Origin of the sequence: Enterobacter sp. EC_64, assembly GCF_019584165.1 — a bacterium.
GTDB lineage: Bacteria > Pseudomonadota > Gammaproteobacteria > Enterobacterales > Enterobacteriaceae > Enterobacter > Enterobacter roggenkampii.
On record NZ_VDAS01000008.1, the window covers coordinates 48,997 to 66,279 of the forward strand.

The 17,283-nt window shown below is 58.2% G+C and carries 15 protein-coding genes; 9 read left to right on the forward strand and 6 right to left on the reverse strand.

The annotated features are described in order from the left end of the window. Positions 1-3 precede the first annotated feature (3 nt). From pxpA to FHC52_RS08320, 6 genes are all read right to left on the reverse strand, one after another. Positions 4-744 (reverse strand): 5-oxoprolinase subunit PxpA, encoded by a 741-nt coding sequence (gene pxpA / locus FHC52_RS08295; RefSeq protein ID WP_025912732.1) that lies wholly within the window; start codon positions 742-744, stop codon positions 4-6. Further along, positions 731-1,663: a 5-oxoprolinase subunit PxpC gene (pxpC, locus tag FHC52_RS08300; protein WP_021241019.1), complete on the reverse strand. Its 933-nt coding sequence runs from the start codon at positions 1,661-1,663 to the stop codon at positions 731-733. The genes pxpA and pxpC overlap by 14 nt, the downstream gene beginning before the upstream one ends. Then, positions 1,657-2,313: a 5-oxoprolinase subunit PxpB gene (gene pxpB / locus FHC52_RS08305; RefSeq protein ID WP_032674375.1), complete on the reverse strand. Its 657-nt coding sequence runs from the start codon at positions 2,311-2,313 to the stop codon at positions 1,657-1,659. The genes pxpC and pxpB overlap by 7 nt, the downstream gene beginning before the upstream one ends. Before the next feature lie 14 nt (positions 2,314-2,327). Continuing rightward, positions 2,328-3,071, reverse strand: a complete 744-nt coding sequence (locus FHC52_RS08310; protein ID WP_021241021.1) for a type 2 GTP cyclohydrolase I — start codon at positions 3,069-3,071, stop codon at positions 2,328-2,330. Between the two features lie 10 nt (positions 3,072-3,081). Continuing rightward, the gene (gene phrB / locus FHC52_RS08315) at positions 3,082-4,494 is read right to left on the reverse strand and encodes a deoxyribodipyrimidine photo-lyase (RefSeq protein ID WP_063453803.1); all 1,413 of its coding nucleotides are present in this window, start codon (positions 4,492-4,494) and stop codon (positions 3,082-3,084) included. Positions 4,495-4,834: 340 nt separating this feature from the next. Continuing rightward, positions 4,835-5,041, reverse strand: coding sequence for a YbfA family protein (locus tag FHC52_RS08320; RefSeq protein WP_008501079.1), 207 nt, complete (start codon positions 5,039-5,041; stop codon positions 4,835-4,837). Between the two features lie 309 nt (positions 5,042-5,350). Between FHC52_RS08320 and kdpF the strand changes: the two genes are divergently transcribed. The 9 genes from kdpF (at position 5,351) to potE (ending at position 17,283) form a co-directional block, all read left to right on the forward strand. Continuing rightward, entirely contained in the window at positions 5,351-5,440 is a 90-nt protein-coding gene (gene kdpF, locus FHC52_RS08325) for a K(+)-transporting ATPase subunit F (protein WP_014069365.1), read from the forward strand. After that, complete coding sequence (gene kdpA / locus FHC52_RS08330; RefSeq protein WP_047748681.1) at positions 5,440-7,119, forward strand: potassium-transporting ATPase subunit KdpA; 1,680 nt, start codon at positions 5,440-5,442, stop codon at positions 7,117-7,119. The genes kdpF and kdpA overlap by 1 nt, the downstream gene beginning before the upstream one ends. 18 nt (positions 7,120-7,137) lie before the next feature. Then, the gene (gene kdpB, locus FHC52_RS08335) at positions 7,138-9,186 is read left to right on the forward strand and encodes a potassium-transporting ATPase subunit KdpB (protein ID WP_008501077.1); all 2,049 of its coding nucleotides are present in this window, start codon (positions 7,138-7,140) and stop codon (positions 9,184-9,186) included. Positions 9,187-9,198: 12 nt separating this feature from the next. Continuing rightward, a complete protein-coding gene (gene kdpC / locus FHC52_RS08340) occupies positions 9,199-9,774 on the forward strand; it encodes a potassium-transporting ATPase subunit KdpC (RefSeq protein WP_023343593.1) in 576 nt (191 codons plus the stop codon). Beyond that, complete coding sequence (gene kdpD, locus FHC52_RS08345) at positions 9,775-12,462, forward strand: two-component system sensor histidine kinase KdpD (RefSeq protein ID WP_008501075.1); 2,688 nt, start codon at positions 9,775-9,777, stop codon at positions 12,460-12,462. Further along, complete coding sequence (gene kdpE, locus FHC52_RS08350; RefSeq protein ID WP_008501074.1) at positions 12,459-13,136, forward strand: two-component system response regulator KdpE; 678 nt, start codon at positions 12,459-12,461, stop codon at positions 13,134-13,136. Before kdpD ends, kdpE begins: the two co-directional genes overlap by 4 nt. A gap of 279 nt (positions 13,137-13,415) precedes the next feature. Continuing rightward, positions 13,416-13,520 (forward strand): leader peptide SpeFL, encoded by a 105-nt coding sequence (gene speFL / locus FHC52_RS08355; RefSeq protein WP_003858645.1) that lies wholly within the window; start codon positions 13,416-13,418, stop codon positions 13,518-13,520. A 254-nt stretch (positions 13,521-13,774) separates the two neighbouring features. Continuing rightward, complete coding sequence (gene speF / locus FHC52_RS08360; RefSeq protein WP_025912727.1) at positions 13,775-15,973, forward strand: ornithine decarboxylase SpeF; 2,199 nt, start codon at positions 13,775-13,777, stop codon at positions 15,971-15,973. Continuing rightward, positions 15,970-17,283, forward strand: coding sequence for a putrescine-ornithine antiporter (gene potE / locus FHC52_RS08365; RefSeq protein WP_008501072.1), 1,314 nt, complete (start codon positions 15,970-15,972; stop codon positions 17,281-17,283). Before speF ends, potE begins: the two co-directional genes overlap by 4 nt.

Genomic DNA, 17,283 nt, shown 5'->3' on the forward strand with positions numbered 1-17,283 from the left:
TGATTAATCTGCGCTGACAAGAATGCCCTCTTCAGCGAACGCGGCCCGCAGGCGGCGAGCGAACTGGAGCGCATGCTCGCCATCGCCGTGTAAACATACCGTATCAGCCTGAACGTGCGCCGTTGTGCCATCCACGGCGGTCACTCGCCCGTAGCGCACCATCTCCAGCGTCTGCGCCAGCGCTTTCGCTTCATCGGTAATCAGCGCACCGGCTTGCGTGCGCGGAACCAGACTGCCGTCCGGCATGTATCCCCGATCGGCAAACACCTCCTGCCGCGTGGTCAGCCCCAGCCGTTCTCCGGCACGAATAAGCTCACTGCCCGCCAGGCCGACCAGAATCAGCTGCGGATTACAGTCCCGCACCGCACGGGCAATCGCCGCCGCCAGTACCGGGTCTTTTGCCGCCTGGTTATAGAGCATACCGTGCGGCTTCACGTGACGCAGTACGCCCTTCCCGGCGCGAACCATCGCCTCCAGCGCGCCAGTCTGGTAGAGCACCTGCGCGTAGACCGTCTCAGGCGGCAGGTCCATCGCGGTGCGGCCAAAGTTATCCCGGTCAGGGAAGCTCGGGTGAGCGCCAATCGCCACGCCATTTTTGATGGCATGACGCACGCTCTCCAGCATGGTTTGCGCATCGCCTGCGTGGAAGCCGCAGGCAATATTGACCGAAGAGACCAGCGTCATTAGCGCCGCGTCGGCGCTGCCGCCCTCGCCCAGATCGGCGTTTAAATCAATCTTTACCATCGAGCCTCCACGCCAGCTGTTCGAGATAGCGCTGCTGATCCTGCCGCGCCTTTAGCGCTTCCTCCAGCGAACACTGCACGAAGTGAATCGGCTGTCCGAGGGGAATTTGCGCCAGATGGTAGCGATCGGCTTCAATAATGCAGGCAATTCGCGGATAGCCCCCCGTCGTCTGCGCGTCGTTCATTAAGACGATCGGTTGCCCGTTACCTGGAACCTGAATCACGCCGGGCAACAAACCGTGGGAGAGCAGTTCCCGGTCGGTGGTCCGGATCAGCGGCTGCCCCTGCAGACGATAGCCCATTCGGTTACTCTGCGGACTAAGCTTCCACGGCGCGCGCCAGAAAGACTCTTTTGAGGCCTCGTCGAACTCATGATATTCCGGCCCCGGTAAGGCGCGGATCTGGTTTCCCCAGAGAAGTTGTTTCACCCCCTGAGCCGTCGAGAAGTGACGCGAAGAGGGCTTAATCGCCAGGCGATCGCCGTCGCGCAACAGACGTCCTTCGTGACCGCCTATCCCGGCTTTCTGATCGGTACTGGATGAGCCCAGCACCTCAGGCACATCAATGCCGCCAGCCACCGCGAGATAGCTACGCACGCCGTGCAGAGGACGTTTTAAGGTCAGACGCTGCCCGGCTTTCGCCCGCAGACGCCAGCCGGTCCACACCGCTTTGCCGTCCAGCGTGGCATCACAGCCGGCGCCGGTGAGCGCGAACCAGGTCTCCTGACCAAACTCAATGACACACTGGCCGAGCGTAATTTCGAGCGCCGCCGTGCTGCCGGGGTTGCCCACCAGCACGTTAGCGATTTCCAGCGCTGGACGGTCCAGCGCGCCACAATAGCTCACGCCGGACTGGCGCATGCCAAAGCGCCCGGCATCCTGTACGGAGGTGTAAAGCCCGGCGCGAATAAGCGTTAACATACCCCCTCCTTCTGCGGGATAAAGCGAAGGGTGTCGCCCGGGCGCAGGAGTATTGGCGACGCCAGCGCGGGGTCAAATAACGGGGTGGCGGTATGCCCAATAAGCTGCCAACCACCGGGCGAAGCCAGCGGATATACGCCGGTCTGCTCGCCACCAATCGCGACCGTCCCCGCCGGTACGCTCAGGCGCGGTTCAGCGCGGCGCGGCGTATGCAGCCGGGGAGATAATCCCCCCAGATACGGGAATCCGGGCTGGAATCCCAGGAACCAGACGACGTAATCCACCGAACTGTGCAGTTCAACCACCTGCTTTTCGGTGAGCCCGCAATGGTCTGCGACCACACCAAGATCCGGTCCCCCCGTACCGCCATAAACGACCGGGATCTCAATGGCACGCGATTCCGGCTCCAGCGCCTCGCTCTCTTCCCACCAGCGCTGTAAACGCTCGATGGCATCCAGCGCCAGCGTATGCGGACTACGCAGCACCACCGTGATGTTATTCATCCCCGGAATGGCTTCAACCACTTCAGGCAGATCGACCAGACGCTGGGTTAGCCGCCAGATACGCTTTTGCGTGGCAAGGGTCACCGGCGGCTCGAGCTCCAGAACCACTGCCGTTTCTCCCAGAAGATAACAACGCGCTCGCTGCACTCAGGCACCTCTCATCAGGCCGGGTTAGGGATATCAATAAAGGTTACATCCAGATCGGTATTTTCCGTCAGCCACTCGCTGAGGGCCCGAATGCCGCCGCGCTCGGTGGCATGATGACCGGCCGCGTAGAAATGCAGCCCCTGTTCACGCGCCGAATGAATGGTCTGCTCGGAAACCTCGCCGGTGATAAAGGCATCAACACCGAAGCGCGCGGCGCTGTCGATAAAGCCCTGCCCGCCCCCGGTGCACCAGGCAACGCGTTTTACCAGGTCCGCGCCCGTATCGCCGCACCACAGCGGGCGACGCCCCAGGCGCGCTTCAATCCACGAGGCCAGCTCCAGTCCGGGAACCGGCATCGCCAGCTCGCCCCACGGCACCAGCGGCTCGATTTCGCCCATTACGGTAATTCCCAACAGCTGCGCAAGCTGAACGTTGTTGCCCAGTTCCGGGTGTGCGTCCAGCGGCAGGTGGTAACCGTACAGGTTGATGTCATTTGCCAGCAACGTTTTCAGGCGGTTGCGCTTCATGCCGCGAATAATCGGTGATTCGTTTTTCCAGAAGTAGCCGTGATGGACAATCACCGCATCGGCTTCCTGACGGACAGCCTCGTCCAGCAGCGCCTGGCTTGCCGTGACGCCGGTGATAATTTTCTGCACCGTTTCGCGCCCTTCTACCTGCAGGCCATTTGGGCCGTAGTCGCTAAAGGAGGCGGTATTGAGTTTTTCGTTAATCAGGCGTTCCAGTTCACTGTTTTTCATCTTTATGCTCTCAAACTTTTCGGGCGGCTTCGTACGCCGCCAGCGTGGCGGTGCGCGCCTGTTTATGGTCAACAATCGGGCGGGGATAATCGAGCTTTACGCCCTGTTTATCCGCCCATGCCCACGGTTCGTGGATCGCTTTCGCAGGAACGTTCCTGAGCGCGGGCAACCAGCGGCGGATAAAGTCGCCGTTGGCATCAAATTTTTGCCCCTGGGTAGTCGGATTAAAAATCCTGAAATAGGGAGCCGCATCGGTGCCGGTAGAGGCCGCCCACTGCCAGCCGCCGTTATTCGCAGCGAGATCGCCGTCGATCAGCTGAGAGATAAAATAGCGCTCTCCGATACGCCAGTCGATAAGCAGATCCTTCACCAGAAAGCTGGCGGTAATCATTCGCAGGCGGTTGTGCATCCACCCGGTTTCATTCAGCTGGCGCATGGCGGCATCAACAATCGGATAGCCCGTTTCCCCTTTTTGCCAGGCCTGTAAACGTGCCGCATCGTGCTGCCATTTGACGTTATCGGTCCAGGGAATGAACGGACGATGCTTACAGAGATCGGGATGATACGTCATCAGATGGCGATAGAATTCACGCCAGATGAGTTCGTTCAGCCACACCGAACCCGCCCCACCGTCCATCGCCTGCGGCTGCTCGGCCAGAAGACGATGTAAACACTGACGAGGAGAGAGTACGCCCAGCGCCAGGCTTGCCGATAAGCGGCTTGTCCCTTCAATCGCCGGGAAATCCCTGCGCGCGTCGTACTCTCCCGCGCCCTGTTTGCAAAACTGGCGCAGCTTCGCAATTGCTGCCTTCTCGTTTGCGGGGAACAGAAGCTCATCGAATGTCTGTTGGGGATAGTTAAACGTTAATTCAGGCAGCGTGGTTATAGCTTCCCCTCTGGCTGCGGGTGCGGGTACGCACTCCGGCAGCGCCTCTTTCAGACGTTTAACAAAAGCATTTTTAAACGGTGTGAACACTTTATACATTTCATGGCCGCCGGTCATGACGCTGCCCGGTGCCAGCATTACGCTGTCATCAAATCCTTCACAAACCACCTCGCCCAGAATGTTCTCCAGTTGGCGATCCCGCAGCCGTTCGTTCAGCTCGTACTGGTAGTTATAAAAAAGATGCGTGACGCCGTTCTGCTGACATACCTCCCGCAACATCTTAAGCTGCGCGGCAAAGTCACTGACCTCTTTGTAGATCAGCGGGATACCTTTTTCAGCCAGTGAGTGTTGCAGATCGTTCAGATGCGATTTGAGGTAAGCCGCCTGCCGCGGGGCCATATCATGCTGCTGCCACTGTTCAGGCGTAGCGATAAACAGCGCCAGCACGCTGGCGTCATCGGAACGGCAGGCTGCCGCGAGTGCGAAGTTGTCATGTACGCGCAGGTCCGCGCGAAACCAAACCAGATGGGTGGGCATAAAACTCCAGGCAAATATCCATTATGTCCGTAAGGGCATGCCGTAAAAGGAAAAAGCATGCATTGAACTACTTTGCCATGAAGTGTAGACGGGATGAAATAAAAAAGGCCGCCCAAGGCGGCCTTACAGACTGATGACAAGGTGCATGCTGTGCATTTCGCCCGGCGGCGCTACGCTTGCAAGGGCCTACAATGAAACATGCAATGCATTGATCTCTTTGCCCTGTGTAGGCCGGGTAAGCGCAGCGTCACCCGGCAAGAAAGATGGCTATTATGTGCCTGTAAACCCTGACGAGGGGCTATCCCTCCCCCGGCGTTTTTTTCTGGGTGTCGTCTTAGTATCAGTAAAAATCGCAGGTCGCTTTCTCTGCCTGATCCATCCACACCGGCTTCTCGCTGGTTTTCGCCCAGACGCGGTGCAGATAGCTATAAAAACGTGCACGATCTTTCCAGAACAACATCACCGGCAGAGCCAGCACGCCAGCCACTACGGCGAAAGCGCGGCGCATGAACACGATATGAGCCGGAAACTCTTTATAAAGATCCATATTTTTCTCCCCTATAGTTGGCCGGAAACGTCATCCGGAAAATTCAAAATCTGTGACCTGGCTAAAATAATATCGCTTTGTTTGTAATTTTACTACTCATCCGACCACTTATTTTCGTCCGTTTAGCCAAAATTTACATTCACGCCGTAATTAAGTTACAAAAAAGTTAACGATTTACTTATCAATAGTTAAATTGTGGGCTTTGCCATTTTTATACTTTTTTTACACCCGCCCTTCTCATTTTTGCGAAATCTTTGCGCCATAAATCCTACCGTTAGCACAACAACAAAAGTCACCCGGAGGTGGATTGTGAGTGCAGGTCTTATTGCCGGCATCGTGCTGGTGTTCCTGTTATTGGGTTATCTGGTTTATGCCCTGATTAATGCGGAGGCATTCTGATGGCTGCTCAGGCGTTTTTGCTTATTGCCAGTTTCTTAGTGGTGTTGTTCGTCCTGGCAAGGCCACTGGGCTCGGGGCTGGCACGGCTGATCAATAACGTTCCCCTGCCCGGCACGGGAAGCGTTGAAAAAGGGATCTGGCGCGTACTGGGTATAGACGATCGGGAGATGAACTGGCGTGACTATCTGATCGCTATTCTGCTGCTGAATATCGTTGGCCTCATCGCGCTTTTTGCCATGCTGATGTTGCAGGGTGTCCTGCCTTTGAATCCGCAGCAGTTACCGGGCCTGTCCTGGCATCTGGCGCTAAACACGGCGGTCAGTTTTGTCACCAACACCAACTGGCAGTCCTATGCCGGTGAAACCACGCTCAGCTACTTCAGCCAGATGGTCGGGCTAACCGTGCAGAACTTCCTCTCTGCCGCCAGCGGTATTGCGGTGATCTTCGCGCTGACGCGTGCGTTTGCGCGCCAGAAAGTGAGCACGCTGGGTAACGCGTGGGTAGACCTGACGCGCATTACCCTGTGGATCCTGCTGCCGATTGCGCTGCTGATCGCGCTGTTCTTCATTCAGCAGGGCACCCTGCAAAACCTGCTGCCTTACACGCCTTATACCTCGCTGGAAGGTGCAAAACAGCTCCTGCCGATGGGGCCAGTGGCGTCGCAGGAAGCCATCAAAATGCTCGGAACGAACGGCGGCGGCTTCTTCAACGCCAACTCGTCGCACCCGTTTGAAAACCCGACCGCCCTGACCAATTTTGTGCAGATGCTGGCGATTTTCCTGATCCCCGCCGCGCTCTGCTTTGCCTTTGGCGACGTGGTTAACGATCGCCGTCAGGGGCGCACCCTGCTCTGGACCATGTCGCTTATCTTCGTGGTCTGTGTTGCGCTGGTGATGTGGGCCGAATGGCAGGGTAATCCGCACTTCCTCTCACTCGGGGCCGATAGTGCAATCAATATGGAAGGTAAAGAGAGCCGCTTTGGCATTCTCGCCAGCAGCCTGTATGCGGTGGTTACCACGGCTGCGTCGTGCGGGGCCGTCAATGCCATGCATGATTCCTTTACGGCGCTGGGCGGCATGATCCCGATGTGGCTGATGCAGATTGGCGAGGTGGTGTTTGGCGGCGTGGGCTCCGGTCTTTACGGCATGCTGCTGTTCGTGCTGCTGGCGGTGTTTATTGCCGGTCTGATGATTGGCCGCACCCCGGAGTATCTGGGTAAAAAGATCGACGTTCGCGAAATGAAATTAACCGCGCTGGCAATTCTGGTCACCCCGGCCCTCGTGCTGCTCGGCACCGCGCTGGCGTTGATGACCGAGGCCGGACGCAGCGGCATCTTTAACCCTGGCATTCACGGTTTTAGCGAAGTGCTGTATGCCGTCTCCTCTGCCGCCAACAACAACGGCAGCGCCTTTGCAGGCTTAAGCGCCAACTCTCCGTTCTGGAACTGTCTGCTGGCGTTCTGCATGTTTGTGGGCCGCTTCGGGATCATTGTGCCGGTCATGGCGATTGCCGGATCGCTGGTGAATAAAAAAATCCAACCGACCACCACCGGGACATTACCGACCCACGGCGCGCTGTTTATCGGCCTGCTGACGGGCACCGTGTTGCTGGTCGGCGCCCTGACCTTTATCCCCGCCCTCGCGTTAGGCCCGGTCGCGGAATACCTCTCTTTACGCTGATTTTGCGGAGAAATTGTCATGAGTCGTAAACAACTGGCCCTGTTCGAACCGTCATTAGTTCGCCAGGCGCTCATGGATGCGGTGAAAAAGCTGAGCCCGCGCGTGCAGTGGCACAACCCGGTGATGTTTATCGTCTGGGCGGGAAGCGTCCTGACCACCGCCCTGGCGATTGCCATGGGAACGGGCCATATGCCGGGAAATGCGATGTTTACCGGCGCCATCAGCCTGTGGCTGTGGTTTACCGTGCTGTTCGCCAACTTTGCGGAAGCGCTGGCGGAAGGCCGGAGCAAAGCCCAGGCCAACAGCCTGAAAGGGGTGAAAAAGACCGCCTTCGCACGCAAGCTACGTGAGCCGAAGTACGGCGCGCAGATGGACCACGTTCCGGCAGATGAACTGCGTAAAGGCGATGTGGTGCTGGTGGAAGCCGGTGACATCATCCCTTGCGACGGCGAAGTTATTGAAGGGGGCGCATCGGTGGATGAGAGCGCAATTACCGGCGAATCCGCGCCGGTGATCCGTGAGTCCGGCGGCGATTTCGCCTCCGTGACGGGCGGGACGCGCATTCTCTCCGACTGGCTGGTGATCCAGTGCAGCGTTAACCCGGGTGAAACCTTCCTCGACCGGATGATCGCCATGGTGGAAGGCGCACAGCGTCGTAAAACGCCAAACGAGATTGCCCTGACCATCCTGCTGGTGGCCCTGACCATTGTCTTCCTGCTGGCAACCGCGACGCTGTGGCCATTCTCCGCCTATGGCGGTACCGCGGTCACCGTCACGGTGCTGGTGGCGCTGCTGGTTTGTCTGATCCCCACCACCATCGGCGGCCTGCTGTCGGCCATCGGCGTCGCCGGCATGAGCCGTATGCTCGGTGCCAACGTCATCGCCACCAGCGGGCGTGCGGTAGAAGCCGCCGGTGACGTGGATGTGTTGCTGCTGGATAAAACCGGCACCATCACCCTCGGTAACCGCCAGGCGTCGGATTTTTTACCCGCCCCGGGCGTGGATGAAAAAACGCTGGCGGATGCCGCCCAGCTCTCCTCGCTTGCCGATGAAACCCCGGAAGGCCGCAGCATTGTGATCCTCGCCAAGCAGCGCTTTAACCTGCGCCAGCGCGACGTTCAGAGCCTGCACGCCACGTTCGTGCCCTTTACGGCGCAAACCCGCATGAGCGGCATTAACATTCAGGATCGCATGATCCGTAAAGGCTCGGTTGACGCGATCCGCCGCCACATCGAGGCTAACAACGGCCACTTCCCGCCGGAAGTGGACAGCCTGGTCGAAAGCGTGGCCCGTCAGGGGGCGACGCCGCTAGTGGTGGCCGAAGGCGCGCGCGTGCTCGGGGTCATTGCCCTGAAGGACATCGTCAAAGGCGGCATCAAAGAGCGCTTTGCCCAGCTGCGTAAAATGGGGATCAAAACGGTGATGATCACCGGGGATAACCGTCTTACCGCCGCGGCGATTGCCGCCGAAGCGGGCGTGGATGATTTCCTTTCCGAAGCCACACCGGAAGCCAAGCTGGCACTGATTCGTCAGTATCAGGCGGAAGGCCGTCTGGTGGCGATGACCGGCGACGGGACCAACGATGCTCCTGCCCTCGCGCAGGCCGACGTGGCGGTGGCGATGAACTCCGGTACCCAGGCCGCAAAAGAGGCAGGCAACATGGTCGACCTCGACTCTAACCCGACCAAGCTGATTGAAGTGGTGCACATCGGCAAGCAGATGCTGATGACGCGCGGTTCGCTGACCACGTTCAGTATCGCCAACGACGTGGCGAAGTATTTCGCCATCATTCCGGCCGCGTTTGCTGCGACCTATCCGCAATTAAACGCGTTGAACGTGATGCACCTGCACTCTCCGGCCTCGGCCATTCTGAGCGCAGTCATCTTTAACGCCCTGATTATTGTCTTCCTGATCCCGCTGGCGCTGAAGGGCGTGAGCTATAAGCCGCTCACGGCGGCTGCCATGCTGCGCCGCAACCTGTGGATTTACGGCCTGGGCGGGCTGGTGGTGCCCTTCGTCGGTATCAAGGTTATCGACCTGCTGTTGACCCTGTTCGGCCTGGTTTAAAAGGTGAATCAAATGACCATGTTACGCCCCGCTATACTTCTGTTCATACTGCTGTCTCTCATTACCGGCGGGCTGTACCCGCTGGTGACCACCGCGCTGGGCCAGTGGTGGTTTAAGGATCAGGCCAACGGCTCGCTGATACTGCAAAACGGTGAAAACCGCGGCTCTCGCCTGATTGGTCAGAACTTTACGGATGCCCGCTACTTCCAGGGACGCCCTTCCGCCACTGCCGAAAGCCCGTATAATCCGATGGCATCCGGCGGCAGCAACCTGGCGGGCAGCAACCCCGAGCTGGACAAAGCCGTCGCTGAGCGCGTGGCAGCCCTGCGCGCCGCGAATCCGCAGGCCAGCCGTGACGTTCCCGTGGAGCTGGTAACCGCCTCGGCCAGCGGGCTGGACTACAGCCTGACGCCGGCAGCGGTGGCATGGCAGATCCCACGCGTCGCCGCTGCCCGTCAGCTGACCGTCGAACAGGTGAGCAGGCTTGTGGCAGAGCACACGCAAAAGCCGCTGGTCAGCTTCATCGGCATGCCCGTGGTTAATATTGTTGAGCTGAATCTGGCGCTGGACGCGCTAAGGAAAAACTAAATGACCGACGAGCCCATGCGCCCGGATCCGGACAGGCTGCTCGAACAAACAGCTGAGGCCCATCGCGGCAAACTGAAAATTTTCTTCGGCGCCTGCGCGGGCGTCGGGAAAACCTTCGCCATGCTGACGGAAGCCCAGCGGCTTCGGGCGCAGGGGCTCGATATTCTGATCGGCGTGGTTGAAACCCACGGACGCAAAGAGACGGCGTCGCTGCTGAAGGGGCTGGCTACCCAGCCGCCCCGCCGCATCAGCCACCGCGGTCGGTTAGTCACCGAATTCGATCTCGATGCCGCCCTCGCCCGCCGTCCCGCGCTTATCCTGATGGACGAGCTGGCGCACAGCAATGCGCCAGGCTCGCGCCACCCCAAACGCTGGCAGGACGTTGAAGAATTACTTGAAGCCGGTATCGATGTGTTCACCACGGTTAACGTTCAGCATCTCGAAAGCCTGAACGACGTGGTCAGCGGCGTAACCGGCATCCAGGTACGCGAGACGGTGCCCGATCCCTTCTTCGATTCCGCCGATGAGGTGGTGCTGGTCGACCTGCCGCCCGATGATTTGCGCCAGCGCCTGCACGAAGGCAAAGTCTATATCGCCGGCCAGGCCGAGCGCGCCATCGAACATTTCTTCCGTAAAGGCAACCTGATTGCCCTGCGCGAGCTGGCCCTGCGCCGAACCGCCGACCGGGTGGACGATCAGATGCGCGCCTGGCGCGATTTACAGGGACAGGAACGCGTCTGGCACACGCGGGACGCCATCCTGCTGTGCGTGGGCCACGGCAGCGGCAATGAAAAGCTTGTCCGCACCGCCGCGCGCCTGGCGGCCAAATTTGGCAGCGTCTGGCATGCGGTGTATGTTGAAACGCCGCAGCTGCACGCGCTGCCCGAAAACCAGCGTCGCGCGATCCTGAGTTCGCTGCGCCTGGCGCAGGAGCTGGGCGCGGAAACCGCCACCCTTTCCGATCCGCAGGAAGATAAAGCGATTCTGCGCTACGCGCGCGAGCATAACCTGGGGAAAATCGTCATTGGCCGTCGTCAGCATCGGCGCTGGTTTAGCCGAGAATCCTTTGCCGACAAGCTGGCCCGTCGCGCGCCGGATCTGGATCTGGTGATCGTGGCGCTGGATGACAAACCTACCCCCTTACCCAATCGCGCGCCGGACAGCCGTACCTTCAGCGATAAATGGCGCATTCAGCTTCGCGGCTGTCTCGTCGCCGTCGTGCTCTGCGCCCTGATTACCGTGATTGCCAGCCAGTGGCTGATCGCGTTTGATGCCGCCAACCTGGTGATGATCTACCTTTTGGGCGTGGTGGTGGTGGCGCTCTTTTACGGACGCTGGCCGTCGGTCCTGGCGACGGTGATCAACGTCATCAGCTTCGATCTGTTCTTTATTGCCCCCCGCGGGACGCTGGCCGTCTCGGACGTACAGTACATCCTCACCTTTGCCGTCATGCTCACCGTCGGGCTGGTGATCGGCAATCTGACGGCGGGCGTGCGCTATCAGGCGCGCATCGCCCGCTATCGCGAACAGCGCACGCGCCATCTCTATGAGATGTCGAAATCGCTGGCGGTGGGCCGCACGCCGCTGGATATCGTGCAGACCAGCGAGCAGTTTATCCGCTCGACGTTTCATGCCAGCAACCTGATTTTACTCCCGGACGAACACGGCAAGCTGCGCCCGCTGACCTCCGCCACAGGCATGACGCCCTGGGACGAAGCCATCGCGCGCTGGAGCTTTGACAAAGGCTTACCGGCGGGCGCAGGGACCGACACCCTCCCCGGCGTGCCCTACCAAATTCTGCCCCTGCGCAGCGCCGATAAAAATCAGGGGCTGGTCATCGTGGAGCCTTCCAACCTGCGCCAGCTGATGATCCCCGAACAGCAGCGTTTACTGGAGACGTTTACGCTGCTGGTTGCCAGCGCGCTGGAACGACTGGCCCTCACCGCCAGCGAGGAACAGGCCCGGCTGGCAAGCGAGCGTGAAAGCATTCGTAACTCGCTGCTGGCGGCGCTGTCTCACGATCTGCGTACCCCGCTCACCGTCCTGTTCGGTCAGTCAGAAATTCTGACGCTGGACCTGGCGGCGGAAGGCTCTAAACATGCACTCCAGGCCAGCGAGATCCGCCAGCACGTGCTGAATACCACGCGCCTGGTGAATAACCTGCTCGACATGGCGCGTATCCAGTCGGGCGGTTTTAACCTCAAAAAAGAGTGGCTCACGCTGGAAGAGGTGGTGGGCAGCGCGCTGAAAATGCTCGAGCCCGGCCTGGGCGGGCGACATATTGCGCTGAACATGCCCGAACCCCTGACCTTAATTCACGTTGATGGTCCGCTGTTTGAACGGGTGCTGATCAACCTGTTGGAAAATGCCGCCAAATATGCGGGCGCCAGCGCGCAGATTGGGGTGGATGCGACGGTGGACGACGGCGCGCTTCGCCTTAACGTCTGGGATACCGGCCCGGGCATTCCTGCCGGGCAGGAGTTGGCTATTTTCGAGAAATTCGCGCGCGGCAATAAGGAGTCGGCCATTCCGGGCGTGGGGCTGGGGCTGGCCATTTGCCAGGCGATCATTGACGTGCATGGCGGCTCCATTTCCGCGGAGAATCGTCCGGAAGGCGGTGCGCGTTTTTGTGTTACACTTCCTCTGGAAACCCCGCCAGAACTTAATGAATTACCAGAGGATTTGTGATCAACGTTCTGATTGTTGAAGATGAGATCGCTATTAGCCGTTTTCTGCGCGCTGCGCTGGAAGGAGACGGTCTGCGCGTCCATGATGCAGGTACGCTTCAGCGGGGGTTAATTGAAGCCGCTACCCGCAAGCCGGACCTGGTGATCCTCGATCTGGGTCTCCCGGACGGTGACGGCATCGATTTTATTCGTGAAGTCCGTCAGTGGAGCCAGATGCCGATTCTGGTGCTCTCCGCCCGTACTGAAGAGACGGATAAAATCGCCGCGCTGGATGCCGGGGCGGATGACTACCTGATTAAACCGTTTGGCATCGGCGAGCTACAGGCTCGCCTTCGCGTGGCGCTGCGTCGCCACAGCGCCACCACGCCTGCCGATCCAACCTACACGTTTGGGGATATCCGGGTTGACCTGGCCGCGCGGCGCATTGTGCGCGGCGAAGAGGAAATTCACCTCACGCCCATCGAATTTCGCCTGCTCGCCGTGCTGCTCAACAATCACGGCAAGGTTCTCACCCAGCGCCAGCTGTTAAGTCAGGTGTGGGGACCCAACGCCGTGGAACATAGTCACTATTTACGCATATATATGGGGCACCTTCGTCAGAAACTCGAAGTCGACCCCGCTCGCCCTCGCCATTTATTAACTGAAACCGGTATCGGTTATCGGTTTATGCTCTGAATAACTATTCATTTTATTTTTTAAATAAAATCAAAACCTCTCAGAAAATATTTCATAAATAATCCAATCGATATTTTTTGGGTTATTTATGTCCATTTAAAACATTTGCAATACATCCTGTTAACCCGATATCAACAAATCAGAATTTTGATCTGCGATATTCATCAAAAACGACTATTTATTTCTAAAATGATCGGTTAACGGTGATCTCCTTCACAGTTAATCGCGTTTTCCTGGATAAAATGACCGTGCTTTCAATTACTGAAAGGAAAATAAATCATGGAAAACAACAATCGTTTAATGCCCCATATAAGGCGGACAACACATATCATGATGTTTGCCCACCGAAACTGCTTTGACTTTCATCTCTTTAATGCCCGGTAGTCCTTCGACTTCTGGCGCATTCGCTTACAGGTTACCCTGAAACCTCTTATTTTACAGGCCATTGCCTGTGAACGTGTGCGCTCATTCATTTTGATTCAGACCCATCCGCACCGGGCGGACTGAATTTCAATCATCAAAAAAGCAATGTACTGATTTTAATCAGCGGCCACCCTTTGCTTTTTTTCCGGAAAATTATCGATTTCTTTTTTGCAAGAAATCGAGGGACGCTTATTACCTAAAATAAAGAGAGAAAGATGAAAAGTTTAAAAATCGCAGCCAGCCGCGCCTGTCCTGATTGCTTTACCACCCAGCGTGAACTGGTGGATGTCCGGGCCTCGGATTATATCGACGTTGCCGCTATTGTGCTGGCGGTCAGTGATATTACCGACGGCATACTGGAAGAAATAGAAGCCACCGGATTTGGCATTCCTGTTTTTGTCGCGACGCATAAAGAAGAATTCATTCCGGCAGATTATTTATCGCGCATTCATGGCGTATTTGAGTATTCAGACACCAGCAACGACTTTTATGGACGCCAGCTGGAGGCGGCTGCCCTGAAGTATGAAACCCAGCTGCGCCCGCCGTTTTTCCGCGCCCTTGTCGACTATGTAAAACAGGGCAACAGCGCGTTTGACTGTCCGGGGCATCAGGGCGGCCAGTTCTTCCGCCGCCATCCTGCCGGCAATCAGTTCGTTGATTTCTTTGGCGAGACGCTTTTCCGCGCCGATCTGTGCAACGCCGACGTGGCAATGGGCGATCTGCTGATCCACGAAGGCGCGCCGTGCATCGCACAGCAGCATGCGGCGAAGGTCTTTAATGCCGATAAGACCTATTTCGTGCTCAACGGCACCTCGTCATCCAACAAAGTGGTGCTGAACGCCCTGCTCACCCCGGGCGACCTGGTGCTGTTCGACCGTAATAACCACAAATCCAACCATCACGGTGCCCTCCTTCAGGCAGGCGCAACGCCGGTCTATCTGGAAACCGCGCGCAACCCGTACGGCTTTATCGGCGGCATTGACGCCCACTGTTTTGAAGAAAGCTATCTTCGCGAGCTGGTGGCAGAAGTCGCACCCGGCCGTGCACGCGATGCGCGTCCGTTCCGTCTGGCGGTGATCCAGCTGGGCACCTACGATGGCACCATCTACAACGCCCGCCAGGTGGTGGATAAGATTGGGCACCTGTGTGATTACATCCTGTTTGACTCGGCCTGGGTGGGTTACGAGCAGTTTATCCCAATGATGGCCGACTGCTCGCCGCTGCTGCTGGAGCTGAACGAAAACGACCCGGGGATTTTGGTTACCCAGTCCGTGCATAAACAGCAGGCCGGCTTCTCCCAGACCTCGCAAATTCACAAGAAAGACAGCCATATCAAAGGTCAGCAGCGCTATGTCCCGCATAAGCGGCTGAATAATGCCTTTATGATGCACGCCTCCACCAGCCCGTTTTATCCGCTGTTTGCCGCGCTGGACATCAACGCCCGGATGCATGAAGGCCAGAGCGGCCGCAACATGTGGATGGACTGCGTGGTGAACGGTATTGAGGCGCGAAAACTAATCCTGGAGAACTGCCAGTATCTGCGACCGTTCGTGCCGGAGACAGTGGATGGCCGTCCGTGGGAAAGCTGGGACACGGCGGAGATTGCGACCGATCTGCGCTTCTTCCACTTCGTACCGGGTGAAAACTGGCACGCTTTTGAAGGCTACGCCGAGCATCAGTATTTTATCGACCCGTGCAAGCTCCTGCTGACCACGCCGGGCATTAACGCCCGCACCGGGGAGTATGACGACTTCGGCGTGCCTGCCACCATCCTCGCCAACTTCCTGCGTGAAAACGGCATCGTGCCGGAGAAATGCGATCTCAACTCGATCCTGTTCCTGCTCACGCCTGCGGAAGATATGGGCAAGCTGCAGCAGCTGGTGGCGCAGCTGGTGCGTTTCGAAAAACTGCTCGAGAGCGATGCTCCATTAAAAGAGGTGCTGCCTTCCATCTGCAGACAACATCCGGAACGTTACGCGGATTACACCCTGCGCCAGATCTGCCAGGAGATGCATGACCTGTACGCCCGTCACAATGTCAAACAGCTGCAGAAAGAGATGTTCCGCAAGTCTCACTTCCCGCGCGTGATGATGAACCCGCAGGACGCGAACTACGCCTATCTGCGCGGAGAAGTGGAACTGGTCTCCCTGCGCGACGCGGAAGGCCGCATCGCCGCCGAAGGCGCCCTCCCTTATCCACCGGGGGTATTGTGCGTGGTTCCAGGGGAGGTCTGGGGCGGCTCCGTGCTGCGCTACTTCGCCGCGCTGGAAGAAGGCATCAACCTGCTGCCGGGCTTCGCGCCGGAGCTGCAGGGTGTGTACGTCGAAGAGTGCGAGGGCCGCAAACAGGTTCGCTGTAACGTCATCAAACAACCCGCCGCTCAGCCCGCGCTGCTGAAAGGAGAGAAATTATGAGTAAGTCCAATAAGATGGGCGTGGTGCAGCTGACCATCCTCACCATGGTGAACATGATGGGTTCAGGGATCATTATGCTGCCCACCAAGCTTGCCGAAGTAGGAACCATTTCAATTATCTCCTGGCTGGTGACCGCCGTCGGCTCGATGGCGCTGGCGTGGGCGTTTGCCAAGTGCGGGATGTTCAGCCGCAAGTCAGGCGGCATGGGGGGCTACGCCGAGTATGCCTTTGGCAAGTCGGGCAACTTTATGGCCAACTATACCTACGGGGTGTCACTGCTGATCGCCAACGTGGCGATTGCCATCTCCGCCGTGGGCTACGGTACGGAGCTGTTTGGCGCGACGCTTAGCCCGGTACAGATTGGCCTGGCCACCATCGGCGTGCTGTGGATCTGCACCGTGGCTAACTTTGGCGGGGCGCGTATCACCGGACAGCTCTCTAGCATCACCGTCTGGGGCGTGATTATTCCGGTTGTCGGCCTGTGCATCATCGGCTGGTTCTGGTTCAGCCCGACCCTGTACGCCAACTCCTGGAACCCGCACCATGTGCCGTTCTTCAGCGCAGTCGGCTCTTCTATCGCCATGACGCTCTGGGCCTTCCTGGGCCTGGAATCCGCCTGCGCCAACGCAGAAGTGGTTGATAACCCTGAAAAGAACGTGCCGATTGCGGTCCTCGGCGGTACGCTGGGCGCAGCGGTGATCTATATCGTCTCGACAAACGTCATCGCGGGCATCGTTCCGAACATGGATCTGGCCAACTCCACGGCGCCGTTCGGGCTGGCCTTCGCGCAGATGTTCACGCCGGAAGTCGGGAAAGTGATTATGGGTCTCATGGTCATGTCATGCTGCGGTTCACTGCTTGGCTGGCAGTTCACCATCGCACAGGTATTTAAATCTTCGGCTGATGAAGGTTACTTCCCAAAAATCTTCTCCCGCGTCACCAAAGCCGATGCGCCGGTGCAGGGCATGCTGGCGATTGTTATCTTCCAGAGCGGATTGTCGCTGATGACCATTAGCCCGTCGCTGAACAGCCAGTTCAACGTGCTGGTCAACCTGGCGGTGGTGACGAACATCATTCCGTATATTCTGTCGATGGCGGCGCTGGTGATTATTCAGAAGGTTGCGAAGGTGGATCCGCGCAAGGCGCGTGCGGCCAATATCGTGGCGCTGATTGGCGCAATCTACAGCTTCTATGCGCTCTATTCCTCCGGCCAGGAAGCGATGCTGTATGGTGCGATGGTGACCTTTATGGGCTGGACGCTGTACGGTCTGGTGTCGCCGCGGTTTGAATTGAAGAATAAGCACAGTTGA

What these genes read in the sequence shown, in the direction of transcription:
- kdpA (WP_047748681.1), top strand. Translation starts at nt 5,440, where the DNA reads ATGGCTGCTCAGGCGTTTTTGCTTATTGCCAGTTTCTTAGTGGTGTTG.
- FHC52_RS08320 (WP_008501079.1), bottom strand. Translation starts at nt 5,041, where the DNA reads ATGGATCTTTATAAAGAGTTTCCGGCTCATATCGTGTTCATGCGCCGC.
- speFL (WP_003858645.1), top strand. Translation starts at nt 13,416, where the DNA reads ATGGAAAACAACAATCGTTTAATGCCCCATATAAGGCGGACAACACAT.
- pxpC (WP_021241019.1), bottom strand. Translation starts at nt 1,663, where the DNA reads ATGTTAACGCTTATTCGCGCCGGGCTTTACACCTCCGTACAGGATGCC.
- kdpB (WP_008501077.1), top strand. Translation starts at nt 7,138, where the DNA reads ATGAGTCGTAAACAACTGGCCCTGTTCGAACCGTCATTAGTTCGCCAG.
- kdpC (WP_023343593.1), top strand. Translation starts at nt 9,199, where the DNA reads ATGACCATGTTACGCCCCGCTATACTTCTGTTCATACTGCTGTCTCTC.
- potE (WP_008501072.1), top strand. Translation starts at nt 15,970, where the DNA reads ATGAGTAAGTCCAATAAGATGGGCGTGGTGCAGCTGACCATCCTCACC.
- phrB (WP_063453803.1), bottom strand. Translation starts at nt 4,494, where the DNA reads ATGCCCACCCATCTGGTTTGGTTTCGCGCGGACCTGCGCGTACATGAC.
- FHC52_RS08310 (WP_021241021.1), bottom strand. Translation starts at nt 3,071, where the DNA reads ATGAAAAACAGTGAACTGGAACGCCTGATTAACGAAAAACTCAATACC.
- speF (WP_025912727.1), top strand. Translation starts at nt 13,775, where the DNA reads ATGAAAAGTTTAAAAATCGCAGCCAGCCGCGCCTGTCCTGATTGCTTT.
- pxpA (WP_025912732.1), bottom strand. Translation starts at nt 744, where the DNA reads ATGGTAAAGATTGATTTAAACGCCGATCTGGGCGAGGGCGGCAGCGCC.
- kdpD (WP_008501075.1), top strand. Translation starts at nt 9,775, where the DNA reads ATGACCGACGAGCCCATGCGCCCGGATCCGGACAGGCTGCTCGAACAA.